The sequence below is a fragment of the Psychrobacter pulmonis genome (assembly GCF_904846465.1).
In the GTDB taxonomy this organism is placed as follows: Bacteria; Pseudomonadota; Gammaproteobacteria; order Pseudomonadales; family Moraxellaceae; genus Psychrobacter; species Psychrobacter faecalis.
The window spans coordinates 25,724-52,529 of sequence record NZ_CAJHAT010000005.1; the positions used below are offsets into that span (position 1 = coordinate 25,724).

At 42.9% G+C, this 26,806-nt stretch carries 18 protein-coding genes, 2 tRNA genes and 1 pseudogene; 9 read left to right on the forward strand and 12 right to left on the reverse strand.

What is annotated here, in order from left to right; translation table 11 throughout:
- The first annotated feature begins 140 nt into the window (after positions 1-140).
- From JMX70_RS09375 to JMX70_RS09410, 9 genes are all read left to right on the forward strand, one after another.
- The gene (locus tag JMX70_RS09375) at positions 141-1,517 is read left to right on the forward strand and encodes a cytochrome c (protein ID WP_227671231.1); all 1,377 of its coding nucleotides are present in this window, start codon (positions 141-143) and stop codon (positions 1,515-1,517) included.
- Positions 1,517-2,485, forward strand: coding sequence for a c-type cytochrome (locus tag JMX70_RS09380; protein WP_265089134.1), 969 nt, complete (start codon positions 1,517-1,519; stop codon positions 2,483-2,485). Before JMX70_RS09375 ends, JMX70_RS09380 begins: the two co-directional genes overlap by 1 nt.
- 200 nt (positions 2,486-2,685) lie before the next feature.
- A complete protein-coding gene (locus JMX70_RS09385) occupies positions 2,686-5,082 on the forward strand; it encodes an FdhF/YdeP family oxidoreductase (protein WP_201591567.1) in 2,397 nt (798 codons plus the stop codon).
- 132 nt (positions 5,083-5,214) lie between these two features.
- A complete protein-coding gene (gene fdhD / locus JMX70_RS09390) occupies positions 5,215-6,168 on the forward strand; it encodes a formate dehydrogenase accessory sulfurtransferase FdhD (protein ID WP_201591834.1) in 954 nt (317 codons plus the stop codon).
- A gap of 902 nt (positions 6,169-7,070) precedes the next feature.
- The gene (locus tag JMX70_RS09395; protein WP_201591837.1) at positions 7,071-8,717 is read left to right on the forward strand and encodes a sodium:solute symporter family protein; all 1,647 of its coding nucleotides are present in this window, start codon (positions 7,071-7,073) and stop codon (positions 8,715-8,717) included.
- Between the two features lie 102 nt (positions 8,718-8,819).
- A complete protein-coding gene (locus JMX70_RS12510) occupies positions 8,820-8,954 on the forward strand; it encodes a putative transporter small subunit (protein ID WP_223808464.1) in 135 nt (44 codons plus the stop codon).
- 218 nt (positions 8,955-9,172) lie between these two features.
- A tRNA-Cys gene (locus JMX70_RS09400) sits at positions 9,173-9,246 on the forward strand.
- Between the two features lie 122 nt (positions 9,247-9,368).
- Positions 9,369-9,455: transfer RNA gene (locus tag JMX70_RS09405), tRNA-Leu, on the forward strand.
- A gap of 164 nt (positions 9,456-9,619) precedes the next feature.
- Complete coding sequence (locus JMX70_RS09410) at positions 9,620-10,210, forward strand: integrase arm-type DNA-binding domain-containing protein (protein WP_227671234.1); 591 nt, start codon at positions 9,620-9,622, stop codon at positions 10,208-10,210.
- Positions 10,211-10,300: 90 nt separating this feature from the next.
- On the opposite strand, the gene JMX70_RS09415 is transcribed toward JMX70_RS09410, so the two are convergent.
- The 12 genes and pseudogenes from JMX70_RS09415 to JMX70_RS09470 form a co-directional block, all read right to left on the reverse strand.
- The gene (locus tag JMX70_RS09415) at positions 10,301-11,143 is read right to left on the reverse strand and encodes a hypothetical protein (RefSeq protein WP_201591569.1); all 843 of its coding nucleotides are present in this window, start codon (positions 11,141-11,143) and stop codon (positions 10,301-10,303) included.
- Positions 11,144-11,210: 67 nt separating this feature from the next.
- Complete coding sequence (locus JMX70_RS09420; RefSeq protein ID WP_200662288.1) at positions 11,211-11,945, reverse strand: hypothetical protein; 735 nt, start codon at positions 11,943-11,945, stop codon at positions 11,211-11,213.
- A 22-nt stretch (positions 11,946-11,967) separates the two neighbouring features.
- Positions 11,968-12,953: pseudogene (locus JMX70_RS09425) on the reverse strand (IS3 family transposase); the annotation flags it as partial.
- Between the two features lie 93 nt (positions 12,954-13,046).
- On the reverse strand, positions 13,047-13,796 hold the full coding sequence (locus JMX70_RS09430) for a hypothetical protein (protein ID WP_201591571.1): 750 nt from the start codon (positions 13,794-13,796) through the stop codon (positions 13,047-13,049).
- Positions 13,797-13,811: 15 nt separating this feature from the next.
- Positions 13,812-15,608 (reverse strand): hypothetical protein, encoded by a 1,797-nt coding sequence (locus tag JMX70_RS09435; RefSeq protein WP_201591573.1) that lies wholly within the window; start codon positions 15,606-15,608, stop codon positions 13,812-13,814.
- A 2-nt stretch (positions 15,609-15,610) separates the two neighbouring features.
- Positions 15,611-18,511, reverse strand: coding sequence for a contractile injection system protein, VgrG/Pvc8 family (locus JMX70_RS09440; RefSeq protein ID WP_201591575.1), 2,901 nt, complete (start codon positions 18,509-18,511; stop codon positions 15,611-15,613).
- A gap of 112 nt (positions 18,512-18,623) precedes the next feature.
- Positions 18,624-19,778 (reverse strand): type VI secretion system protein TssA, encoded by a 1,155-nt coding sequence (gene tssA / locus JMX70_RS09445; protein ID WP_201591577.1) that lies wholly within the window; start codon positions 19,776-19,778, stop codon positions 18,624-18,626.
- Positions 19,778-22,687 (reverse strand): type VI secretion system ATPase TssH, encoded by a 2,910-nt coding sequence (gene tssH / locus JMX70_RS09450; protein ID WP_201591579.1) that lies wholly within the window; start codon positions 22,685-22,687, stop codon positions 19,778-19,780. Before tssH ends, tssA begins: the two co-directional genes overlap by 1 nt.
- Before the next feature lie 107 nt (positions 22,688-22,794).
- Positions 22,795-23,820, reverse strand: coding sequence for a type VI secretion system baseplate subunit TssG (gene tssG / locus JMX70_RS09455; protein ID WP_201591581.1), 1,026 nt, complete (start codon positions 23,818-23,820; stop codon positions 22,795-22,797).
- Complete coding sequence (gene tssF, locus JMX70_RS09460; protein WP_201591583.1) at positions 23,784-25,607, reverse strand: type VI secretion system baseplate subunit TssF; 1,824 nt, start codon at positions 25,605-25,607, stop codon at positions 23,784-23,786. The genes tssG and tssF overlap by 37 nt, the downstream gene beginning before the upstream one ends.
- A 77-nt stretch (positions 25,608-25,684) precedes the next feature.
- Positions 25,685-26,176 (reverse strand): type VI secretion system baseplate subunit TssE, encoded by a 492-nt coding sequence (gene tssE / locus JMX70_RS09465; protein ID WP_200662666.1) that lies wholly within the window; start codon positions 26,174-26,176, stop codon positions 25,685-25,687.
- A 103-nt stretch (positions 26,177-26,279) separates the two neighbouring features.
- Complete coding sequence (locus JMX70_RS09470; RefSeq protein ID WP_025651832.1) at positions 26,280-26,783, reverse strand: Hcp family type VI secretion system effector; 504 nt, start codon at positions 26,781-26,783, stop codon at positions 26,280-26,282.
- Positions 26,784-26,806 lie beyond the last annotated feature (23 nt).

Here is a 26,806-nt window from a genome sequence, read left to right on the forward strand (position 1 = left end):
TTTATACTGAATGACAATCGTGTAACTTTTCATTCACTAAGCTTAAATCCTAAATGCTTCATAGGGATATCTAACAATCCTCATAGAATGTATATGACGAATGAGAAGCTTAGTAAAGATATCTTATGGAGGGCGGGCTTATGAAAAAATGGCCATTAATCATTATTATGGCAGCCATTGTCGGGCTGATTTTGGCGTTTATCATTGGGCAAATACTACCTAAGATGCGCACAACTAGTAGTGACATCGAGGTCAATATCACTGGCCCTGCGCTTATTAAACAAGGGCAATACGTCGCGCGTACTGCTGATTGTGTCGCCTGCCATACGATGCTTGAAGGTGAAACTTATGCTGGCGGCCTGCCTATGCTGACGCCGCTAGGTGCCATTTATTCAACCAATATTACCCCTGATAAAGAAACTGGTATTGGTCAATATACGTTTAGCGACTTTAAAAATGCCGTCAAGCATGGCGTGCGCCGTGATAATAAAGCGCTATATCCTGCGATGCCCTATCCGTCTTATCAGCTCATGCTAGAGGAAAATTTGGCCGCGATGTATGCCTTTTTTATGTCAGACGTCAAACACGTTAAGCAAGCCAACTTAAAAAGCGAGCTACCACCGGTGACCAATTGGCGCTGGCCGCTGGCTTATTGGCAAGCACTGTTTGACCCAAAACGTGATTTTGTGCCAGAAACTGATGATGCGCTATTGACCCTTGGACAGTATTTAATTGAAGGTCCTGGGCACTGCGGCTCTTGTCATACTGGACGCGGTATCGGTTTCCAAGAAATCGCCTTAAATAATGCCGACTCAGAAGGATATTTGAGCGGTACGGTTATCGATGGCTGGCGCGCCAAAAGTATTCGCGGTGAACATCGCGGTTTGGCTACGTGGACGGTCGCAGAATTGAATGACTTCTTTAAAACCGGTCGTACTGACAGCACAGCGGCCTTTGGCGCCATGGCCGAAGTGGTCGAGCACAGCACGCAATATATGACAGACTATGATATCAACGCCATGTCATCTTATTTAAAGACTTTAACGCCAGCGCCAAACAAAGAAACAACCTTGCCAGCGAAAAAAGACATTACCACGCAAAAACTGCTTGATGGCAACTATGATTCGCGCGGCTCAATCTTGTACGCCGAGTATTGCCAAGTTTGTCACCGTGCCGACGGTAAAGGCGTGGCGCGTATCTTCCCAGCCCCTGATGGCAATAGTGCGGTATATGCGAAAAATGCCGACTCAGTACTCCAAATTACCTTGAGTGGTGGCCACATGCCAGAAACTCCGCACGACCGCATGGCCTTTACCATGCCTGAATTTATCAACCTAAGTGATGCGGATGTGGCAGAAGTGGTCAACTATGTCCGTAATAGCTGGACCAACCAAGCACCTGAAATCGATGTCGATGATGTGGTAAAAATGCGCGCTTTTCTTGCCAAAAAACCAAAAACCAGTACCGATATCGCCCCAGACTTAAGTATTGATGCGCAAACAAAAGGAGCAAAATAATGAAAAAATCTCCACACAACCTGCCTGCTGTTGTTAGCGTTATCTCTGACAAAATAAAAATGGGCAAACTAACCACCGCTGCCCTGACTGCTTCAGCGCTTAGTATCGTCGCTATCAGTAGTGGCTGCTCACAGCCCGAGCCTGTAGAACAAAACGCGCCTAAATACGGCTTGGTCACCGCGGATGATGCCAACGAAGACATCGGTACTTATGTGCTGCCGCAAGATACGTCTATCTTGGATGAGCCAAACGCTGATGAGATATTTTATGGTAAGCGCTTATTAAACGAAACCAAGCGCTTATTGCCCGAGCACGTCGGCGCGCAAATGAACTGTAATAGCTGTCATATCTCGCAAGGTAAAATCCCGCTTGGCGACCCCTATATCAACAGTTATAACTTCTACCCGCGCGTGATGCCTCGTGCTGGTAAAGAAATTGATTTAACCAAGCGTATTAATGGCTGTTTTCAGCGTTCGATGAATGGCAAACCTTTAAAACCTGAATCACCTGAAATGCTAGCGATGTTGGCCTATATGAAATGGCTGTCACAAAATACGCCGAAAGAACAAAAGGTCGATATCCAAAACGCTGGTAAAGTGGATGAATCTTTGGTTGGCAATCCTGTACGCGGTGAAAAAATCTACCAAGTACAATGCGCGACCTGTCATGGTGATAACGGCGAAGGCATGAAAGACAGTCGCGGCGATATTGTCTTCCCGCCATTATGGGGCGATGAATCCTTTAACATTGGCGCTGGGTTGGCGCGTACTTATAAAGCCGCGGCTTTTGTTAAGTACAATATGCCAATGGGCATTCAGACCAAAGGCTTATGGGGTCATGGTAACGTGCTGAGTGACCAAGATGCTATCGATGTCGCTGAATTTTTCACCCATCAACCACGTCCCGACTTTGCTGGTAAAGTAAATGACTGGCCAAACGGTAACAAACCTAAAGATGCCCGTTATTAAATGCGCTAGCCTGACAACATATCAGTCATGCTGATTTATAAAATAGAAAAACCTCAAACGCATTCATTGCTTTGAGGTTTTTTGTTATCTATAGGTAATGAAAGTCAATATTTCTTATCAGCCATTATATAGTAGTGCTTAAGGCAATGACTTTTATTACAGTCATACTTACTTATCGCCATTCGCTTATGAGGTCTATCATGCGCAAAATCCCTGTTTATACCCATCCTGCTGCTGGTTGGCCAGCGCTGATCTCATCGACTCGTAAGCTGATGGATTACAAGGCGTTTATGCGGGGTAGTGTCAGCGTCTTACATAGCAACCAGCCCAACGGCGGCTTTGACTGTCCGGGCTGTGCATGGCCAGATCATAAGACCCATAAAAGCCTTGATGTCTGTGAAACGGGTATTAAAGTCATTGCTAGTGAAACGATGAGTAGGCGCGCCGATGCCGCATTTTTTGCCAAACATAGCGTCAAAGAACTACAAGGCTGGTCAGGCTACGAGCTTGAGCACAGCGGCCGCTTATCAGAGCCGTTGTCTTATGATGCAGGGCAAGACCGCTATGTGGCGATTTCTTGGCAGGCAGCGTATGAGCGTATTGCTGATACGTTAAAAAATCTTGCTTCGCCAGATGAAGCGTTATTTTACACCTCAGGACGCGTCACTAACGAGCCTGCTTTTATGTATCAATTGTTCGTACGCTGTTTTGGCACCAATAATTTGCCAGATTGCTCAAATATGTGTCACGAGCCAACCTCAGTGATGCTCGGTAAACAGTTAGGCGTCGGTAAAGCCACGGTGGTTTTGGAAGATTTTGAGCAAGCAAAGCTGATTATGCTGTTTGGGCAAAATCCTGCTACCAACCACCCGCGTATGCTTGAGATGCTGGCACACGCTCATAAGCAAGGCTGCAAAATTATCTCTATCAATCCGATGCGTGAGCAAGGTTTAAGCAAGTTTAGAAATCCGCAAAAACCAACCCATATGGCCGCAGGGCAAAGCGATGAAATGGTTGATGAAGTCATTCAAATTCAAATCGGTGGTGATACCGCTTTATTGACGGGCTTGGCCAAATGGCTGACCAAAAACGGCAAAATTGATAATGATTTTATTGAGCAGCACACATCAGGCTATGAAGCACTCGATACTTGGTTACGCCAGCAGTCTTGGGCAGACGTAGAGCTTGGCTGCGGTATTAGTAAAGCAGACATTATCAAACTTGCCAAACTTGTTGCTGATAGCCCAGCAACCATTTGCACCTGGGGCATGGGTATTACCCAACATGTCCAAGGCGAAGATAACGTCGCCATGATTACCAATTTGCTGCTACTCATGGGTATGATTGGGGTCGATGGCGCAGGCGCTTCACCGGTGCGCGGTCACTCCAATGTACAGGGCGATCGCACCATGGGTATCCATGAGCGCCCTAAACAGAGCTTACTTGATAGCCTTGAGCGCGTTTTTAAGCGCCCTATGCCGCAAGAAGATGGGCTTGATGTCATCGCTGGGGCAAAAGCATTGATGCAAGGTAAGCTCAAAGCCTTTATCAGCATGGGTGGGAATTATGCCGTTGCCGCACCCGATAAAAGTGCGATTCAAACGGCCTTAACCACTACCGAGCTTAATGTTTTTATTGGCACCAAACTTAATGAAACCATGCTCTATCCAGGTAAAAACAACCTTATCTTACCTTGTATCAGTCGTACCGAACGCTTAGTAACGGCGAAAGGCGAGCAGTTCGCGACGATTGAAGACTCTATGTGCCAAATTGTTCCTACGCGCGGTCGCATTGAGCCGATTAGTGATAATTTAAAATCTGAAGCGCAAATTGTGGCCGATATGGCAACCCACGTGCTTGACGCTGATTCGTCTATTCCATGGCAAACAATGAGCAGCGACTTTGATATCATCCGTAATTATATCGCTCAAGCTATTGAAGGCTTTGAGAATTTTAACGATCGTATTCGTGAAAACGAGCGCGGTTTTCATTTATACCACCCTGCCCGTCATCGCGTTTGGAATACCGATAGTGGCAAAGCGCAGTTTGAAGTCCCACAATATCCCATTACTTATGTCGCAGCACAGATGGCAGAAACCACATCGAGCTATCATAGCCATGCTAAAAATAACAATGCTAAAAGTGACCATAGCAAAAATAATGAACCCGCGATTCATCCAAGCAATAGCGATCACAATCCAACCCAAAGCGCTGAGCAAAAAGTATGGCAGCTAACCAGTGTCCGCAGTCATGATCAATTTAACACCATGATTTTTGGTCATCAAGACCGCTATCGCCAGACCAACCGCCGCGACGTGTTATTTATGCATCCCGATGAAATCAAGCGTTTAGGTTGGCAAAAAGGCGATAGTGTTATGGTATCGCGTCAAGACAGTCAAGATGAACAGCGCACCTTAGGTCCATTAATACTGACTGAGATGGATATCGCTGCCAATGCGGTGGCGACTTATTATCCTGAATGTAACGACCTTATCGACTTAGACACTCACGCGCCAGACTCAAGGACGCCTTCTTATAAATCCGTTACCGTTGTTTTGCAGCGCGTTACTGAAAACACACTAGCTGCCAGCGCTTAACAAAGATAGTTTGATAAAGGAAATGGTTAAAATATGATGGTCAGTAAACATAACGTAGTTGCAGTAGAACCTTGGTTAAATGGCTCAGCGGCCGATTTAGAAACCAATGCTGTTCATGCTGCTGCGCCAATAATGGATATGCAGACCGTGCCTTTATCGCGCCTACATTTAACACAAAAACATGCTTATTTATCTACAGCAAATGTCTCTTCTAAAAATGCAGAAATAGAGGTTGATAACAAATCAGCGCTGCTGGCAGTAGAGGCAGCGGTTGCGATTGTCATTAATGGTATCCACTATGCGATATTAATGGCAAGCCCCTATCAGCTTGAGTACCTTGCCATTGGCTTTTTATATAGCGAAGGATTGATTCATCATAGTCATGAATTATTAGATTGGGAGGTAACGCAACTGACCGATATTGCCAGTTATAGAAGGTTCACCAGTAATTTAACGGATGACTTGTTTGACGAAAAGACGGCATTTGAGCAATTTTCAGCGCAGTTGCAAGACTATGATGTATATGTAGTAGAGCTGGTACTAAATCAGCGCTGTCATCAGCGTATTCAAGCGCAGAGGCGACAGCTAGCAGGACGTACAGGCTGCGGTATGTGCGGTATCACCGGGCTTTCGCAAGCGCTTCCTGATTTAAGTCATTATTTATCATCCGGCTTGCAACAAAAACAGTCAGAATCCTCCGTGCCCAGCCTTAATTATTTACTACACATGCATCAGCAAATTGGCGCTGCGCAGCATACCCATCAACTCACTGGTGCGGTACATGCTGCCGCTACCATGCAAGGCAATGATTTGTATTTATTTGAAGACGTCGGGCGTCATAACGCACTTGATAAACTCATCGGTTGGCAATTGCGCAACAAGACCGAGCTGACCTGCGTGGTGATGACCTCGCGGTTGTCTATTGAGCTGGTACAAAAATCCATTCGTAGCCGCATTCCTTGGCTCGTTGGTATGTCGGCACCAACCAGTACTGCGGTACGCGTCGCTGAACGCTATGGTTTGGGACTGGCGGGGTTTTTACGCGATGACCGCGTCACTTACTATACAAATTATAAAGACGCTTAAAACAACAAGTTAGGGGCGACTCTTTTATTATATCCATTTAACTCTATCACTAAACCGCTAAGCAATAACTATTTTCTACTTATTTTTACTTCAACTTAACTCTCCCTGTAAGTTCGTAAAAGAGCCCCTAGCCTTTATCGTTACCTTTCCTTAATACAAGAAAATTTGTTTAAACTTCATAGTTTCTCCTAACCTCTTCTGCTTATTAGGATCATTTTAATGACGACCTATTAGTTTATCTTAATGCTGGCTGACTAAAAAGTCTGCGGTAAAATTTGAGATAGCAGACAGAATAGGTTACTCTTACCGCACAAACATGTTACGAGAATTTAACATCGCTGTAGTTTTATTTATCAATGAGAAGTAAATACTGGCAATAACTGCCGTAAAAATTTACTTATTATCACGACAGCGGATGTTCGCTCACAAGCAATAAAGGGATGAAAATCCATCCTAACTGTTGCTTAACGCAGCTACTATAAACAGCTCTATTTAGCACCGCTCAAGCAGTTTAGGCTCAGTGCTTATCCGTATTTTTGCTAGAGATGCTTAGTCAATAAGCGTCTTTTAGCGTCTCGTTACTATCGAGTAGGCATCACTTGACAGCGTAATGGTCAATCCATTAACAGACGCCTATTGAGAGTTGCCGCCGTTATTTCTAAGACAAATTTTTAGTCTATATTTTTTGTCAAATATTTGTCTAACAGGCTGTGCTAAATGAAAAAGCGGCATCACATTTAACGTGAGCGTTTGGCTTGCCTCATTGCGTGCTTGTGCGCTGTATACAAGCAGCGAATAGAACCAATGCGTCCTATTACATTCCTAACAGTTTGTGGCATGACTTTTATTGCAAACCTTTATTCTTCAAACAATTGCGAGGTATGAATTTGAAAACTGAGTCATTGTTCCAATTTTCATCAATCACCATTCTTTTACTTTTATTAGGATTTTATGGCGGTACTTACCTGCTGTCTTTATTGATTAAAAAAGATAAGGAAACCACTTCTGGATTTATGGTCGCCGGTCATGGTGTCGGTTTTGGCATGGGCGCGGCGAGTATGACTGCAACTTGGATTTGGGCAGCCTCGTTTTATGCGGCTGCAACCTCCGGTTATAAATACGGCGTTTCAGGACCGCTACATTATGGTTTTTGGGGCGCCTTGATGATTTTATTCATCTACCCTTTTGGCATGCGCTTTCGCGAACTTGCTCCTAATGGACACACCTTAGGTGAACTTATCCACGCGCGCCACGGTTCATCAAGCCAATTAATTTTAGCAATATCTAATCTTATGGGCAGCTTAATTAGCTTGATGGTCAACTTCACCGCTGCTGGTGCTTTGGTATCAGTATTATCGCCGTTATCTTTTCAGACCGGCGTCATTATCGCAGGTGTCGGAGTGCTCAGCTATACGTTAACCTCTGGATTTCGAGCGTCCGTATTTACCGATTTTGCTCAATTGGTGGCTTTGATGGCGATTGGAGTCATCATCATCCCTGCCGTGCTATTTGCCATGGGCGGGCCTTCGGTCATGGTCAGTGGCTTATCAAACTTAACCTTAGAGCAGCAAAACCTGTTTTCTTCTGAAGCCTTTTTTCAGCAAGGGGCGCCTTATTTTGTCGCGGTATTGGCTTATGCCATCGGCAACCAAACCATTACCCAGCGATTATTTGCCATTGATAAAACCAAAATCAAAGCCACTTTTGTCACTGCAACGGTCGGCTACGCGGGCATCGTCATTGGTCTTGGTATGATTGGTTTGATGGCTTTGACGATTGGTATTGAACCGCTCGATGGCAATATGAATAACTTAATCCCGCAAATGGTTAGTACTTATTTGCATCCGGTATTTATTGCCTTGTTCTTTATTTTGGTCATTGGCTCATTATCCTCAACCGCTGACTCAGATTTATCGGCGCTATCAACGATTATGATGGCGGACGTTTATGGCAAAAATATCGCTAAAGGGCGTGTAAAACCAAAAACCATGATGCTGGTTGGACGCTCAACCATGATTATTGCCACCGCTGCTGGATTGATTTTCGCTAGCTTTAAGCTTGATATATTGGTCATGCTGGTCTTCGTTGGTGCATTATGGGGCACCATTGTATTCCCTGTGATTGCCAGTGTGTTCTGGAATCGCGTGACCAATGTGGCCTTTACCTCAGCCGTCATCGTCGGGTTGTTATTATTTTGCGTCGCACGCTTTGAGCTGATTCCCATTGAAGGCTTCACCGCACTATTCTTTGAGATTTTGGCCAGTGTTGGCGCTGCTGTCGTGATTGGACTCATGGTCTTTGGCTTTTTAGGACGCAAAATCGGTATGGTCGCCGCCGCTATTACGCTAGTACTGATGCTCATTTTTGCCACCGGCTTTTTACGCCAATATATGGTCTTGTTGGCCTCCTTGACCGCTTACGGTGCCAGTACCATCGTCTGCGTGATTGTCAGCCTTATGGGTGACGAGCATTTTGATTTTGACCTCATTAAACAGCGGGTGGGCAACTACGATAAACAGCCGCAAGCAAAAACGTTACCAAAAACTTAAGCAAAATCTTATTAGGCATTGATGGTTAACCAATGCTTGGTTAGCCATTCTTACTGAAGTCTAGTAAGCAAAAAATTTGTATAAACACTATAAGGAGACATCATGGACAACGTCTTTATCTATGGATTTTATATCCTCGTCTGGCCGGCGATTACCCTTGGGGTGCTGACATTAATCTGTACCGCAACTTATCGCGATTTCAAAAAAGCAAAACGTAATAATCAAGATATTGTCTAGCAAGCGTTAAACTAGAATAGTTATATTTAACAAGTCATCACTGAATTTAGGTTTGGCGATGACTTCATTTGCACCAATTTTGCTATCCTTTTACCTTATTAAGGCTCAAATAATGCCTCATTTATGGTTAAATAGCGGCAACTTAGCAAATAAGCGCTGTTTCGTTAAAAAATGACTTGTAATTTAAATTATTTTTGCTAATATAGGCATCCTTGATTGGCTGGGTGGCAGAGTGGTCATGCAGCGGACTGCAACTCCGTTAACGCCGGTTCGATTCCGACCTCAGCCTCCAATTATTTAGCTATAAATATATAAGTATGACGTTAATTTTAGCTTGCTTTATTAATGAAAATGCTTATAATAGCGACCACTATCTAATAAGTAGAAAGCTTACTTTTAGATAAGACAAGTTTTGCCCGGGTGGTGAAATTGGTAGACACAAGGGATTTAAAATCCCTCGCTAGTAATAGCGTGCCGGTTCAAGTCCGGCTCCGGGTACCATTACATAGTCCTATACTATCTTATAGAACAGCTAAAGCCCATGATATCAGGGGCTTTGTTGTATCTGGCGTTCTATACTGTCCTATGAATCTATCCTAATCCATGCACTTTGAGTATACTGTCAAGTATACTGAGTTTTGAGTGTACTTATGGAGATATAGGGTATGGAAAGAAAAGCGATCAGTTCAGACCGAAGTATCAGCAGCCATAAGCCTGAAGATAAGAAGTACTTCGTTCCTGTCAAAAACCATCCTAAACTATTCTTAATGGTACGTCCTACTGAGACTAAGTCATGGATGTATCGATACTACCCGCCTTCAAATCCTAAGCAAAGTATTATTTCCATCGGTATATATCCAAGTATCTCGTATGCTCGTGCCTGTGAAGTTTGGCGTGAATATGAAGACCTACTAAGCAAAGGTATTGACCCAAAACTCCATCGTGAAGAAATAAAGAAAAGCTTTATTAGTAAAACTAAAAACTCTTTTAATCACTTTGCTTGGGAATACTTTGACAGTCTAAATAAGACTCAGAAGAGCAATACCCTTATTCGTAAGAAAGGTCGTCTTGATCTTATATGCAAATATATTGGTGACGAGCCAATCAGCGATATTACATCTCCTAAAATGCTTGAAGTACTATTAAGCATTCAAGCAAATTCTCTGAACAAGGCTGGTAAGCCCACAGATAAGGCTGAACGCTGTGCAGGTATCGCTCGCTTCGCCAACGGTATGTGGATAGCCCTCTGCTGCTAGCAATTCGATAATGGCTTGTTCAAGTCTGTCTTCGGTGAATTTCAATTATACGTCCCTTTTATTTATTTGATGCGTTAAATTGCAGCCCATCTATTTAACCAAATCAAACTGCTGCTTGGACGAGAGATACGCATAAGTATTGATATCCTTAGTACGTGGCGCTATCTCTTTATCAGTACGATAGTTGACTGAAGTTTTGTTTATGGTCACCGTCAGCGGATAAAAACCGCCAGTCATAGGCTTATGGCGTTCATGACTGACATCCCCCTCGCCCTTATGATAGATAGATTTGCTTGCTATCTCATTATGATAATCAACCTCTATCTCAGCCACTGGTTTTATCTTACCGTCTACAGAAGCATACATCAGCCATAGACAGCCACTTTGTCCGCCTTTGCCGCCGCAGTGCTTACCTGTCCAAGCGTATTTGTCATCGCCCACTTGAGACAGATAAAAATCATAGAGCTGGCTTCTCCCAGAACCGCCTGTAAAGATAAAGGGATCGCTGGCAGACATGACCCAAGAGCTGCCCATTTTATACAGCTCAAATAGACCACCGATACCGGGGTAAGCGTTACCTGATTTGCCATCATAGACGTAGCCTGAGGCCAGCAGATACAGCCGAGTTTCACCGTTTACGTCTTCAACTTGATATTTGATAGGAGCGATACAATAGCTGTCCTTAGATACATACTCATCATAATTAGAAGTTTCTTTACGATGATAAAGGGTACAGCCACGCAGTTTGTCATAGTCTGAGCCGTAACTGACCGCCATGACGTTATTGATGGCTTTCGCAATATCTGCTGGAATTGGCTCTTGTGGCAAAGTAGGAATTTGTGCGTTTGCGGATGTTGTAAGCATTACCGTAGATGTAGCCGTGAGTAATAGGCTTATGATAAGAGAGAGACTGGTTAAACGTTTAGTTGTCATAGTTTTAGGTCTTAATATTGAGATGAAGCATTCATCACATTATGTGAGTTAAGATAATGAGAAAAAATTACTGCTCGGCATTAACTTCATCTAAATACGTTTTAAACTGTTCTGTACCAGTAACTATTCTTTGCACCTTAACAGGATCTGCACCAACAAGTTGTTGCGCTATTTGACGGATGACAAGCGCATTTTTATAGTCATCAAGCTGAATACAAATTATCATCATCTCGGTAAGAGCAGCGATAACTTGATCCAAAACATCAAAGTCGTTACTTCTATGGTAGCGATTAACGATTCTATTAAACACAGCCAATCTATCATTAATATCCTGACTATTTACTTTAACAATATCAGCTTTTATTAATAGCATATTAGCAGTTAGATACTCTGTAATATCGTCGGTGTAAGTAATGTACTCATCCACAATTGAGTCTATAAGTACACCAGCTTTGTCATACTCTTCTAAACTGAAAAGTGCTTTTACTTTATTCCAGTTCGCCTCTCTGAGATAGCCAACTCTATATTGATTTTCTATATCGTCAATAAAAGCATCATCAGTAAATACACTTATTATTCTGTCAGAATTTAAGACAGCATCATGGTGCTTTTCAAGCATAAGCAAACTTGGTGTTTTTGCTATCAAACCAATTTTGGCGTGAATACGTTTTTGTTGATCTTCGCTGTCAGAATATAGTTCATACAGCTCATCAGCCAATTTTACGACAGCCTCGTGTTTACCACGTTTACTGAGTTTTAATATTTTTTTTAACATTCTTGTGGATTTGGAAGACTCAAACATACTTGATCCTTTTTATAGCTCATACCTGCTCTAGATTATCAAACAGCTCCTGATTTAACCAATCATATCTCATGGTTCTGTTAAAGCGCTCTACATACGCATTTTGCTGTGGATTGCCAGGTTCAATATAGCTTAAGATGATACCTTGCTGCTCAGCCCAGTCTTTGAGCGCATTGCTGATGTACTCAGGGCCGTTATCGCATCTTATCTGCACAGGTTTGCCTCGGTACTCAATAAGCTGATTAAGACTGCGTATGACCCTCCCGGCCGGTAGCGAGAAGTCGACTTCAACGGTGAGTGCCTCACGGTTGTAATCATCAATGACATTGAACAGTCTAAAGCCGCGGCCATCAGTTAAGCTGTCGTGCATAAAGTCCATGCTCCAGCTTTGGTTAATCCTATCAGGTACTGCTAATGGTATTGGTTTAGCACGTTTAATGCGACGCTTAGGCTTGATTCTAAGGTTGAGTTCAAGCTCGCAGTAGATGCGATATACCCGCTTATGGTTGTACGGCAGTCCTAGCACATTACGCAAGGTTAAAAAGCACAAGCCAAAGCCCCAGTTCTTGTTCTCATCAGTCAGTTTGATAAGTAAGTCCGCTATTTGCTGGTTCTCATCTGTTACCACCGACTTGTGATAATAACAGGTGACGCTGATGTTAAAGATACGGCAAGCACGGCGGATACTGATGCCATGCTCTTTAATATAGTGACAAGCCATCTCTTTGCGCCTTTGGGGCGCTACCACTTTTTTGACATGGCATCCTGTAGGATGTCGGACTTAAGACATTCATCAGCGTACATCTTTTTAAGGCGGGCATTTTCAACTTCAAGCTCTTTAAGACGGCTGATAAGTGTGGCGTCCATACCACCATATTTAGATCGCCAGTTGTAGAAGGTGCTTTGGCTGATGTTATGCTCACGGCAGAGCTCGGTAATAGGGACGCCTTGTTCGGCTTGTTTTAGGATGTTGACGATTTGGTTGTCGCTAAAGCGTGTCTTTTTCATAGGATTCTCCTGCTGGTGTATTTTAGCAGTTAATCTCTATTTGTAAGTGTTCTTATTTATTGGGGGGATTACCCATGAATTTGACGGCACGCTTCAATCATCTAACTGTATTAGCGCAATTACTTTAAGCAATTCTCTCACTGCAAACGTTATTAAAAAAACGCCTAAGGCAATAGAAACAAGGCACATAACAATGTAAGCCAAAAAATCTTGATTACTGTCCAAAATAATTCTTGCAGATATTAGAGGGTTGCCACCGAAGAAACCTATTATAAGTACAGGTACTGTCAAAATAAAAAGTATATATATAGAAATTCCACTGCCCAAGTTTACAGATGAATTCTTCAAAATCGCAATCCATATATCAAATGAGAAAATAGATGTTTTATCATCAACACCTGTAACTGCTTTTTTTATTAGTTGTTGATACACATTAATTTTATTTCTGAACTGATATAACTCTATACTGAATACAAAAATGTATATAATTATTGTACTTAGCACTAACATCGATATTGGTATATCAATATCTATACTTATAAAAAAAAGCCAGCCAATATAATAAAATAACAATGAACCAAAAAAAATACCAATAAAAGAACCAATAAAAAAACGATAGATATTCTGCATATACCATTTAGTGGGAATAACTGCATATATTAAAAAAACCCCTAATATCACAAGCGTCCATAGTTGACTAATGCCATTTAAATAATGAGCGAATGCTAAAAACCAAGATGCCATTATTACAATCATCGGGATAACACCTTTCCCTTTAAAATGCATATATAGCTTTTCTGGAAACGCTACTGGATCAGGTAGTTGGCATTGTATGTTTTTCAAAATAATACTCCTAATTTAGTAGCCAAGCTCATCCATATAACCTTTGGCTCTGTTAGTTATTTGAAACCTTGAATCTAGTGCTTCGAGACCAAATGAGATACCAATGACAGTAACAGCGCCTATTGCAATGACAGCAATAGCTGGAGCCGCTGATGCACTGAGGAATATGATTCCTGCTCCAATAGCCAATCCTGCTGCTGTAGCGACAACCGCTTTAATGGCACTACTACCAAGTCCTATCCACAGGTCTGACCAGTTGTTAAATGGATCATCTGAAGTGAGCCATTCCGCAATCTCAAAAGCGGCAACTATACCAAACCCAATACCGCCTAAACTTTTGCCTGCTGTAGATGCTGTCGTCTTAGCTGCTGCTCCTAAACCTACTGATGTTGCCGCTGCATAAACGCTAGATGCAGAAGCAATCATACCGACTTTCATATTATCAATACCGTATCTTGTACCTGTTAAAAAACCTCTAAGCCCAGAGTAGCCTTTAAACACAATCATATTGGCTCCAGTTTTAGACTTTTTAATGTAAAATCTTAATATATCTTGCTTATCTTTACCGACTTTGAGTTTTCTAAATGCGTCATAGATAAAACTTCTGTTGTTAGCTTTTAGTGCATTTTGCGCTTCCCCAACTGTAGGTAGTAAAACGCCATCAAAAGCTATTGAACCAAAGACAGTATTAGCAATTTTTTTTAGATCATTGGTTGAGCCTTTACTTTTTTCATCGAATTCATAGAGCCCTTCTGCTAGTGATTCTTTTGTCTGAAAATGCCACATCATAGGCTCTGTTTCATCGATACCATTTGTCGATACTTTTCGTTTTGGTATACTAGTAGACTTATTACTTAAACAGAAAATAATTGGTGCGTTTGTATCATTCGGGTCTAAGGCTTCTAATGGAAAAGTCGCAATAGTCTTACTGCCTTTTTTAAGTAGTACTTTCCCATTGTACTTCTTAGGAATATAGACAGTATGCGGTGTGCCGTCTTTAAAAACAGATTTTTTCGTTTCCGCTAATTTATTGTCGAAGAATTTTTTGTTATCTTCTCGAGTTACCGTATACGTTGCTCCCGCTGTTATATCTACATCAAGTATGATTGTTCTTCGTTGTTTTTGTTCTTGCAGTTGAACGGTGCTTTTTTCGCTATAAACCTTCGTAGTGCTCGGAGTTAGTTGAATCTGAAACTCACGATATTTTTTATCAGACCCTATAGGAATAACGCGTTTAGAGTCAGTAAACCTTTCGCCTGTAATAGGTTCAATAAATACTATTTCAACATTGGGTTGACTGCTTATAGCCAGTTCTTCAAATCTTGCTATTGCTGTATACTCGTGATTCTTAGCCATCGGCATCTTTTGTGAATCATAAATCTTAGTCTTACCTTCTTTATCTAATGTACCTTTCAATCTGATTTTTTTGTTATTGTCTCCTTGAAATACCACTTCATAACGCCAAGGTTTTTTAAAATTGACCCATTTGTTAGCCATTAGCTTAGCTTGAAAATAGCAGTTGGAAACCAAAACAGTAGCGCTTTGTCCTGATTTAGTTGGTGTGTAACCCATTTTTTTTCGAGGACTTGCAGACTCCCATGTGTTTGTAGATAAATCTCTTAACTCTATATAGATTGGTTCGCCTTTCTTTATAGTGGCTGATTCAGTCTTTCCATCTTCATTAGTTTTACCGGTTCTTAATACTCTTCCTCTTTTATCTACTATTCTATAATGTGCGTCAATAAAGTCATGTCTACCATTCGAGTTCTTATATTCAAGCTTAAAAGTACCGCTTACAGTTTGTTCACCCACGTTTAATCCCCCGACCTTGTAACTTCAACCCCACTCAATAATTCAGTAGCAAAATGCACTGCTATTTCTTCTGGGTTTTCGGTTTGAAATTGTTGAGTTTCTCCACTAGCATTAGTAATACCTGATACAACTTCCCCGTCTTCTAAAAATGCTACATACTTTATATTTGGTTGAGGTTTTTTATCTGAGTCTAATAATGTGAACTGTGTCGTATATAAAAGACTATCAGATATTTTTGCCTGCATTAGATTAACCTTACTTAACGAAAGCTCACCCCCACTGCCCAAATCCATCTTACTCGCCTTATAGCCCACCTGAGCAGGCGTAATAAAGGTCACATTGCCCCCTGATAGCTCAATACCACTCCCTGCCGCTTTTAGGGTCAACGTATCAGGCGCGATAATCTCAATACTGTCTCGACTATGGAGTCTCAGGACTTGCTCACTGTCGAGGCGCATCTCATTCTGGTGCGCTTGAATGGTCACATCACCATGAGCAGCGGTGTGGGTTTGGGCTTTGTTACTGTAATAGTGAATATCGCCTGACACCAACTTATTCATTTGGGTTTGACTATGATGATGGGTGCTATCAGTGGCGTGGCTATGGGTATTTTTAGTGCTGGTATGCTGACTGTGTTGTCCGCTGAGCATGGCAAGATGACGCTGAGAGTCGATCAGCAGATGGGCTTGTTGCCATTGTCCGGACTCGCTAAGACTACTATCGTTGGTGTCTTGGCTAAATTGGGCAAAGGGGGTTTGTGCGTCTTCTTTACTGTTACTCTTATTCTGGTTGCTCTTATTATTGCTGCCCTCTAGTCCCACTGGCTGATGGGTGTCAGCCAGCTGTGTGTAAGCTTGTTGATGCTGGTCAGCAGTTTGTAGTTTGCTATGACTGTCATGACTCATATGCTGCTTTGATTGACTGTCAGCTTGATGGCTACTGATATGAATACCCATACTACCTTGCACATTAGCGGCGGCTTGAGTTTCTATGCTGATGCCTTGTCCACGAGCTTGACCGCGAGTATGGTCGGTGTGCTGATACAGATGTCCAATGGTTAGGCTGCTTTGATAGCTACTGCTATAGACGTTAATTTGTGGACTCTCAGGATGAGCGTCAAACATCAGCTGGTTATAGCCGTTAACAAGGCTGTCTTTGGTCGCCTCGCCTGTTCGACTGCTATCAATACTTTGAGTCTTGATACCGTCTATGGGATAAGCATGGCTTTGATTAATAAACCATGCTGGACTGGTGGTATCAATCGTGTCGGTATCGCTGGCAATGCTATTGTGCTGAGCGTCAGAATTACCTTGTCCGTTATGGGTGCTACCGATGATGATGGGATGAGTGATGTCACCACCGATGAAGTCGATGAGAACATGCTGTCCATGACGTAGAGGATGAGTCTGTCCCATGTGGTCGGCGACGAGGTGACTGGCGATGGGTATCCAGTGCGCGCTGTCACTTCCATTACTGTCATCTGATTGCCAATGGTATCTGATATGGGCACGGTGGTTACGATCATGAGTAATGGCGTTACTATCGGTATCAATGATACTGGCGCTTATAAGACCTGTCAGACCCGGATGCGGTTGTCCAATTGTAGCAAGCTGTTCTCCATAAGGAATATGGTGATGATGCGGAAACGGTAGGTAGCAGGCATTGATATAATGGACGTTGTTATCATTGTCGTCATCAGTATTATGGCTCACATTGGGCTGTAGAACAATGGGATCAAAGGGTGCTGTCCCCAACCAATCTGCTGGAATATGATTATTGATATGATGGTGAATGGAGACTAGGCTTATGGGCTCAGTCACATAAGGATTGCCATCAATGTAATGAACACTTGGCAGATTCAGGTGCCGGATATTACCTTTTAAACTACCTAGATTGGCAAGCTGCTGCGCGTTCTGCTGGTAGCGGATAGCAAGCTTATCGAGACCCTCATCATCAAAACGGCTATGACTGTGTAAAAAGCGCTGATGGGTGCTACTTGATGAGTCAATAGGTTGCTCGCTACTGCTACTTCCTGTATAAGTGCCCATCAGGCGGTTATCATAGCGATATAGGTTGCTTTGTTGGGTATGCTGAGCAATACGTGGACGAATGGCAGTGATACGGTCTTGTCTATCAGCGAGATTGGCAGGGTTTTGACTTAAGATACTTTGAATATCGTTTATATCTGGACGTAAGACTGCAGCGTCGTGTGGCAATAAAACCAAAGTATGCTTATCGTTCTCATGTCGGTAGTAGCCAGTGACACCGTAGAGGGCCAAGTATTGTATTAGATAAGATAAATCAGTTTGATTATACTGAACGCTATGCTGGATATGGTAGTTACTATCATCACTAAGGCGTTCGTCAAGCTCGACGTCTATATCATACAGACCAATAATATCTTTGATAAGCTCGCTTAAACTTAGATGATGATGACGGCGATTATGACTGGATAGGCGTAATTGACTAAGGGCAGGCTCGCAAATAATGCGGTAGGCGGCCATGCCACTGTTGCTACCTAGAGCGACGGCTTCGGTAATAATACCGTGGCGAATTTGGTTTGGTAGTAGCGTGTCACCAGTGTGCCAGTGTATAGCCATACTTTGCCCTAACCATTCCTTTATATCCAGCCCCACTTGTGGATGCAATAACGTGATACTAATACGGTAGCCGCAATACAGTGCAAGCTGGCGCTGCTGATAAGACTGCGCTCGTTGATCATGATGATAGGGACTCGAGTAAGCATCAGGCGCTGGCATAAGCGCGAGCTTACTCCAAACGCTGTCGGGCAATGGCATACCGAGCAAGCTTTCAAGCAAGTCAGCCCGTTGAATGAGACTGCTGGCAATATCAGGATGGGCACTACTAATTTGCAGATGCCGATTTTTTTGTGTCCATACCATGATAAGCCCTTCTCTATTAGTTCAAAGACGCAAAGTTTAATATTAGAAGTTTAAAAATTCTGCATAGATTTCTAGTTAACCAATATCCTTGTCAATCCAACTCTAATAATCATCAATAGCTATCGTCAGACGACTGTCGTTTCGGTTGAATACCAACCATGTCAGAGATCATGGATAATTGATCTTCATTTTTGATGATATGAGTGAGCCATTGATCCAACGGCATATCAGCCCAATCAATCGCTCGACCTAGCAAAAAAGTCACTGGGCTGTGTGGCTCATTGGTCGCAAAATACTCTTGGATTTGAGCCAGCAATTTAAGCGCTTGCCGACGATTGCTTTGATGATCACGGTTGCTAGGATTAAAATCAGTTAAGATGACATTTTTTGTGCTAGCTAATGATTTATTACCGTCCAACATCGTACTTTCATTATCATCTGTACTGTTTACAGTATCGGCTATGCCCTCTGGACACATATTGTTAGTAGTATCGGCATACTCTGGTATCAACGGTCGCAAATGTTGGGTCAGGGCAACTAATAAATCCGTGACTGGTGCGAAGACTGGTGCATCCATGCCCATTAGATCATTGAGCTGATCAGTCAGGTCCTGCCACTGCTCAGTAACCTTATTAAGATTGCTCATGAGTGCTTGTTGCCAAGCTTCACTACTGTTCTTTATGGCGTGGTTGTAGTCACTTAATGTTAGTTGATTGGAGGTTTCGCTATCGGGATTTTGCTGACGCTGCTTATCATGATCACGCGCGGTGAGATAATAGTTGTAGTCGTAGCTTTCGGTTTTGGTATCAGCCAGCGATAGCTGTTTGATATCATCAGTGAGCGCTTTGACGAACCATGACAGCAGCCCCGCTCTGATATCCATACTGTCTTCTTCGCCATCTAGTGGCGGATACATGGTCAGCCAATACTCATCGTTCAGTGCCTGCAGTAGGCTCAAACCCTGACTGATACCGGCTAAATGATCGGTATGACTCAATGCATCGACATACCAAAGTGCCAGCTTCATGTCTTTACTGGTATCGCTGAGTAACTCGGCACATTGGTTTTTGACAAAATCCCAATCGGCTACTTTTAGCTCAGTAACCCAATTTCCTTGCGCCAGTAATGGATCATCCTCTTGACGAGCAGCAACGATAGCATCGATACGTGGATCAAACATCATGTCGTCACCCACCCCATGATGGCTGCCATCGATAGGCGCGATAAGGGTACCAATATTGGCTGCTAAAAAGTTATCAGTATCCATTATAATGACTCCTTCTTAATAGCCTTTTTACTGACCGTTTTTTTCACTAGCGGTCTTTTAACGGCAGGCTTTTCAGGTAAAAATGGTTTGCTTGGTAATTTCGCAACTTGATCTTCAGTTTCATCTTCGCTGTATTGCGCCATTTTATTCAGTGGGACGACGGTATCGGTATCCAGACGATAAGCAAAATTATCATCCGCATCGACGAATACGGTAATTTTCTTTAGCACACTTTGACTGTCATCATGATCCAGTAGCTGACCTGCCAGCTGCGGTAGCAAGGTGTGACTTATGATGGCATCGGCGTTACGGGCACCAGAATCAACCTCATGACAGCGTGATAAAATCAGCTCAATCACTTCAGGCTCAATGACGCAAGGGACGTCGTAATTATCACGAATACGGCCAGTAATTTTATCCAGCTTAAGCCGAATGATTTCTGCGAGCGCATCATCCGTTAATGGATAATAAGGAATAACAGTTAAACGACCTAAAAATGCAGGCTTAAAGGCTTTGTACAAATGCGGATTAATAACTTGTTTTAGGTTATCGCTGTCTGGTAAGTTAAAATTAGTGACTGCTGGATCGGTATTGATACATGCCTGCATAATCTGTGATGAACCAACATTACTGGTCAATAAAATAAGGGTGTTTTTAAAATCAATTAAACGCCCTTCACTGTCTTCCATTACCCCTTTATCAAAGACCTGATAAAACAAATCGAGTACATCTGGATGGGCTTTTTCGACTTCATCAAGTAAGAGCACGCTATAGGGACGACGGCGAATAGCTTCTGTCAATACGCCACCTTCACCATAGCCAACATAGCCTGGTGGCGAACCTTTTAAGGAGGCAACACTATGGGCTTCTTGGTACTCTGACAGATTGATGGTGATAAGATTACGCTCACCGCCATACAGTACATCAGATAGCGCCAATGCGGTTTCCGTTTTGCCCACGCCACTTGGCCCGACGAGCATAAATACCCCTTGCGGTCGGTTTGGATCATCTAGGCGCGCTTTGGCGGTATGAATCCGCTTAACGATAGCAGCCACAGAATGATCTTGGCCGATGACACGTGCTTGCAAGGTATCAGCCAAATTTAGGATATGGTCTTTTTCATTACCTGCCATATCGTTCAGTGGGATACCAGTCCAATCTGAGATGATCTGTTTGATAACCTGACGATCTAATACAGGATGGATTAGGCGATGTGTCTCTTGTATTTGTTTTAACGACTGCTCGATACTTTGATACTCAGCTTGTTTGTCTAAGCGCTCTTTTGCACTAAGTGCATCAGCGTCATCTGCTTTTCCGTTCAATTGCTGATTGATTACATCAAGCTGGTCATTAAGCTGACGTTGTTCGTGCCAGCGGGCTGTCATATCGGCAATGCTTTGTTTATTGGACTGACGCTGCTCATCAATCACCGCAATTTTTTGGCTAATCTTTTCTTTTTCGTCAATGCCGCCGATACGCTCAAGCTGTTGACTAAGGTTATTGATATGCTGCTCTAGTTGCACGCCTTTGGCTTGTAGCCTATCAAGCTGATTGGGTATGGCGGTTTTTGATAAGCTCACCCGAGCCGCTGCTGTATCTAATACGCTAACGGCTTTATCGGGTAGCTGTCGGTCACTGATATAACGTGCCGATAACTCAACCGCCGCTTGCAGCGCGTCATCATCTATCAATATGCCAAAATGCTCCTGCATCTTGACACTCAATCCCCGAATCATCGCCACTGCCGTATCGATATCAGGCTCGTCGACTTTGACGACTTGAAAGCGACGTGACAATGCCGCATCTTTTTCGAAGTATTTTTTGTACTCTGACCACGTCGTCGCGGCAATGGTTCTAAGCTCACCACGAGCCAGCGCAGGCTTTAATAAATTAGCTGCGTCGTTCTGACCCGCTTGCCCACCAGCACCAATCAAGGTATGCGCTTCATCGATAAACAGAATAATCGGCTGTAGCGACGCTTGCACTTCTTCGATGACTTGCTTTAGACGGTTTTCAAACTCGCCTTTGACACTTGCCCCTGCTTGCAGTAAGCCCATATCGAGACTGCGTATCGTCACGTCCTTGAGCTGATCAGGCACTTGACCAGCGACTATTTTTTGCGCCAATCCCTCAACTACCGCTGTCTTACCTACGCCAGCTTCACCCGTCAAAATAGGGTTGTTTTGACGGCGGCGAATCAAAATATCGATCAGCTGATGAATCTCAAACTCGCGGCCAATGACTGGATCTATTTGCTCGGCATCCGCTTTGGCCGTTAAATCATAGGTGTATTTATCTAATGCAGGGGTTGGCTTGACGTTTGCTTGAACTGCGTGTAAAGATTCATGACTTTCTGCATAGCCATCCACATCAGCGCTTTTATTAGTCATGCTTCTATTAACGTTAGCTGAGCCACTACCTTCGGTACTGCCAAGACATTGACGTTCATAATCATCTTTTAGGGTAAAACGATCTATATACTGGAGCTGCTCAGGAAGGATTTTAAGTAATGGCTGATAACGCTCATACGCCAATAGTACCAATAATATATGCCCAGAGCGGATTTCTAGAGAGTTGTTATTATCATTTTTATTATATTGGCTACTAGCAAGCTCCCAAGCATCTTCTAACAACGCCATTAGACCTTGACTAAACACTGGCGTTGAGCCTGTAGCCTCACCAAAGGTATTTAGCAGATCATTTATGTCGGCTAGCAACGTCTGCTGATTAATCTTATTTACTTTGAGTATTTGAGCCACATCATTTTGCGGCGCAGCAATCAGTTCATGTAGCAGATGGACGGTATCAACCTCACGATGGCCATTATTGATACAAAGCCTAGCAGCCTGCTGCAAACACTGTCGGCAACTTGGACTCAAGCGGGTAATTACAGCTTTTAACTGGCTCATAAACCTTTTCCTTTGGCATTCTCATTAGACTTAATATTTTTATTAAATGGTGATATAGAACGGTTCTATAGCCAGAATGATTCACTGCTAGCTATTAACTAAAGTATTCACTGAATAGGCAACGCATAACGAGTGTCATCATGATGCTTCGTCGCAGGCTGCGACACCAAAAACCCGCCCTGACCCAAACCACCAAAACTATTTTCAGATAATGACAAAGGGGTGATATATTGCTTATCTAACTCTAATTGCATCTCAACTGCCAAGCTGACCCCACACCATTTGCGAATAAAATCAATAATGATGTGATATATGTCACCCGCTGGTAACAGCCTTAAATAACGCTTGGCATCTAACTGGTGAAATACGATTCTAATTTTGCTATCAAACTGTACGACACGCGCGCCGCAAAATGCAGAGAGCCCAAGTGCGGCGTGCTGCCCACCAAGTGCTGTTTGCTCACTTGTAGGCAAGTCAAACCATTCAGGCACGAACTGCTCGACACTAACGGTACTATCCAAAAAATGCGACAACACATGTGACAACTGATCGGCAGTCAGACGCCCTGGGGCAATCATGCCAGCATAGGCAATCAAGCTATCGATTGCTGTGAGTTTCTTCGGCTGCCGAGCAAGCGCCCGCAAGCTCAGTAGATAACTGTCCTTTTTATTATTTATCTCATACTGTAATGGCAAGTTATAAAACCAACTCGCCTGCACATATAAGTCGGTTAAACGATGATTAAACAAATCTAAAAATGCCGGTGCTGCTTTATCTTTTGCATGATTGACTCGCGATGCCAGATGATCGGTATACATCGCTGGCATCGCCGCCAATGGACCTGTGAGTCCGATAACTGCTGGATAGACCTCTATCTGCCTACTCTTTACTTGATTCGCCCTTACTGAACTAGCACTGCCTTCCATATTTTCTTGAGCAATGAGCGCCATCGACTCAATTTCAGCTTGCGGATACGCCAGTGACAATGAGGCACGGTAGCGCACTTCAAGAGGCGTATGCCCCATACTGACTTCGCGCTCAATCAAACGCAGCGCTTGCAATAGCTCATAGGTTTGCGGCGCAGCGATTAGATCGGCTAAATAAGAGGACTGAGACCACTGCGTGGTTGACATCTATATATCTCCTCTTTGGTAACAGCGTCGCTTATGGACACTTCAACAAAGCTATTTAAACTGGCGTGATAACCAAAAACATGCGCCAATAAATGGGCAAACTGGCGGATACTGACCCCAGCAAAATTCTTTTGGTTAATTTGAATATCAATCACAGTACCGCGTACAAACCCCGGTTGCGGCAAACGCTGAATACGTCGAGCTTTAATACTGGTTGCAACAGAGACAATACCTTCAACCAAGAGTTTATTAGAAGCGGATTGGGTAATATCATATAGCGACAGATACTCTTTCATTAGCTCCGCATCTTGAGCAGCCAATGATAAAAAGTTTAGACTAATCAGCGATATCAAGCGCCAACGCTCCTCGCCTGTATATTCAAACCGTGCCGTTCTGGTCGGCTGCTTTAATAACGACAAACTGCTAAAACCTGTCATCCCTTCGCTAAACAAATCACCGCGGCTTTGACCAAATACTACTTGGGCTGGCAAGTCTCTATTGGTACACAATAAAGAAGCACTCATGCTCACCGCGCCGGATAAATCTTCACGGTTTTTTTCCACGAACATAATCTGATATTCAAAACCCTGCTTGAACTCAGCCATATCCTTATCACGTTTGATATGGTAATAACGACCGTCATCTTGCTGCTCATAATGATTGAGTGCATAAAATGGATGGTATTCACGCTGTATTAAACGATTGTCACTCTGTTTGGATTCTATAACTTTATTAACTTCATAGATTTCATGCTGAAACAGTGCACGGGTATCGGGCACCAAATCATAATAGATAGAACGATGAGTGACTTGAATAGGTTTGGCGGCTGCCTTGAATAAATTGACGACGGGTGTGCAAAACAGTTTGATGCTGCTGACACTAAGTTGCTGCAGATTTTTTAGCCGGATGGTGTTTTTTTTATCAAATTTAAAATAACAGCGCATCTCAAAGCCATTGCTATCGATCTTTAAATCAGGGTAAACCTTGCCAAGATTTAGACGTAAGAAATTGAATTTTTCAGGAAAATAAAAGTATTCCTTTAATAAAGCAGAGGCGGCATTACTCACTCGATGACTGGGCAGGATTTGCTGCTCAGGGTCGAAACCTATCATCTCGAACGGACTACCCGATATCTTGTTGACCTGCTTGCCATGTAGATGGGTTTGTCTCACATCACACCAAAGCAAGTCCCAAAGGCTTGTACCTTGACTGGCATCTTCATCGATATACAAGTCTAGCGAATGATTTAATAACGCTTGATAATCGAAGCTCGGATTAAGAGCTTTAAATTTAATACTGATACAACCGTTCAGTAGTCCATGCTGATTGTCGTACACTTCTTGATGAGTCTCAAAACTGACATTATCTATTTGCAGCGGCAGTAAAGTCACATCTTGAGTTGACTGGAACTGACACGGCGTCCCGTTTATTTTTTGTGTGGCAAATGGGCTTTGTTTAGGAACTAAAACCGCTTCATTCATCGCATTGCCCTGTACGCCTAAATTAAACTTCGCGATAGAAACTGATGGAAAAGGTTTGAGGTAATCAGGATAAACCACTTCTAATAAGGATTCGGTAAAGTCAGCGTAGGAGTCATCCAGTTTTTTATTGATGCGCGCGCTAATCAACGAAAAAGACTGAATAAGGCGCTCAATATGTGGATCATCTACCGTATCGTGCCCCATCAATAGCCGATTGGCTATCTTGGGATATTTCTTGGCAAATTCTTTTGACTGTTTATTAAACAGGCTAAGCTCATGCTCAAAGTAAGGAAGTAAACTGTCCATGATGCCTCAGTATATTGCTCGCTGCCAACGACATAGATTGAGCGGTAATAGTGATGATTGCATTAAATAAATAATAATTATTTTATTAAGTAACGCTGAGAGCTTGGCTCAAAGAACGCATCGAAACTGACTAACTCTTGCGCTGGATAAACTTTTAGTAAAGCTTCAATAGAAAAACATAGCTGATTGACATCGACCGCGCCAATATCTAATGAGACTCGAACGTTTTTTAATCGAGTATCTTGCTGCTCAACCGTTTGCGCAATTTGACGACAGATATAATCACAATCAACAGGATTGGCACTGCTTAATCCAACGAAGTCCAATATACCAAAGTTTAATATTGACGAGCGCACGTGTTGATAGGCTTGCAGCCTACTTGACACCACACATCGGGTATTTAATAAAGATTCCAAATCGTGGGCGACGGACGATTTCAATTCATCAATATTAAGCCTGCGAACCACGAGCTCATGCGCTAAATGCCGAGGCTGATCATCAAACAGCTGTTCAAACAAGTTTGGGCGAAAACCCATTTCTTTATTAGAGGCCTTAGCAGCGTAATTCATTGATACCATCGTCCCTGATTGAATAAATAAAAAAGAAAGGCCTAAATATAAACCTTTCTTTTTGGCAAGATGGATAAATAGATAACACCTCAAAACACCTAACTTAAGCGGTATAAGTAGCAGTGTTATTGGCAAGTGACCACTTCTTAGTCACTGCGCCTTTAGCAGTACCATCGATATCCTGCTGAGTGTATGTCCACTCAACCGCCGCATACTTAATACCGACTTTTTCGATTGGCACACCTTCTGAACGTACCGTAGGCTCAACACTTGCAATAAGTGCATGCTTCAGCTTCACTTCAAGATACTTAACTCGTTTATCACCGTTGGCACGATAAAAATCAATTTGAATTTCATCAAAAGTATAGCCAGCAGAACATGCTTCCCATAACTTAGGACTGGTCGAGTCCAAATCTTTCATAAAGGTCATATCAGCGTGTTCGCAGCGCTCAGAAGTATGACCACCAACGCTACTAGCTGTCGCTGACTTTGGCTGACGGATCAAATGATCCCAAGTATTCACTTCAAGCCAACCTTTATGCTCGCTATCACGAGACTCGCCATCAATTTTATATTTGCCACGGAACTGAATATAAATATCTTTCATATCACATACCTTGTTTGAGAAGT

Excerpts from the sequence above, each read along its gene's own strand:
- tssG (WP_201591581.1), bottom strand. The coding sequence starts at position 23,820 with ATGTCAACCACGCAGTGGTCTCAGTCCTCTTATTTAGCCGATCTAATC.
- tssF (WP_201591583.1), bottom strand. The coding sequence starts at position 25,607 with ATGGACAGTTTACTTCCTTACTTTGAGCATGAGCTTAGCCTGTTTAAT.
- JMX70_RS09385 (WP_201591567.1), top strand. The coding sequence starts at position 2,686 with ATGCGCAAAATCCCTGTTTATACCCATCCTGCTGCTGGTTGGCCAGCG.
- JMX70_RS09420 (WP_200662288.1), bottom strand. The coding sequence starts at position 11,945 with ATGTTTGAGTCTTCCAAATCCACAAGAATGTTAAAAAAAATATTAAAA.
- tssH (WP_201591579.1), bottom strand. The coding sequence starts at position 22,687 with ATGAGCCAGTTAAAAGCTGTAATTACCCGCTTGAGTCCAAGTTGCCGA.
- JMX70_RS09410 (WP_227671234.1), top strand. The coding sequence starts at position 9,620 with ATGGAAAGAAAAGCGATCAGTTCAGACCGAAGTATCAGCAGCCATAAG.
- tssE (WP_200662666.1), bottom strand. The coding sequence starts at position 26,176 with ATGAATTACGCTGCTAAGGCCTCTAATAAAGAAATGGGTTTTCGCCCA.
- JMX70_RS09470 (WP_025651832.1), bottom strand. The coding sequence starts at position 26,783 with ATGAAAGATATTTATATTCAGTTCCGTGGCAAATATAAAATTGATGGC.
- JMX70_RS09415 (WP_201591569.1), bottom strand. The coding sequence starts at position 11,143 with ATGACAACTAAACGTTTAACCAGTCTCTCTCTTATCATAAGCCTATTA.
- JMX70_RS09375 (WP_227671231.1), top strand. The coding sequence starts at position 141 with ATGAAAAAATGGCCATTAATCATTATTATGGCAGCCATTGTCGGGCTG.
- JMX70_RS12510 (WP_223808464.1), top strand. The coding sequence starts at position 8,820 with ATGGACAACGTCTTTATCTATGGATTTTATATCCTCGTCTGGCCGGCG.
- JMX70_RS09440 (WP_201591575.1), bottom strand. The coding sequence starts at position 18,511 with ATGGTATGGACACAAAAAAATCGGCATCTGCAAATTAGTAGTGCCCAT.
- tssA (WP_201591577.1), bottom strand. The coding sequence starts at position 19,778 with ATGGATACTGATAACTTTTTAGCAGCCAATATTGGTACCCTTATCGCG.
- JMX70_RS09380 (WP_265089134.1), top strand. The coding sequence starts at position 1,517 with ATGAAAAAATCTCCACACAACCTGCCTGCTGTTGTTAGCGTTATCTCT.
- fdhD (WP_201591834.1), top strand. The coding sequence starts at position 5,215 with ATGGATATGCAGACCGTGCCTTTATCGCGCCTACATTTAACACAAAAA.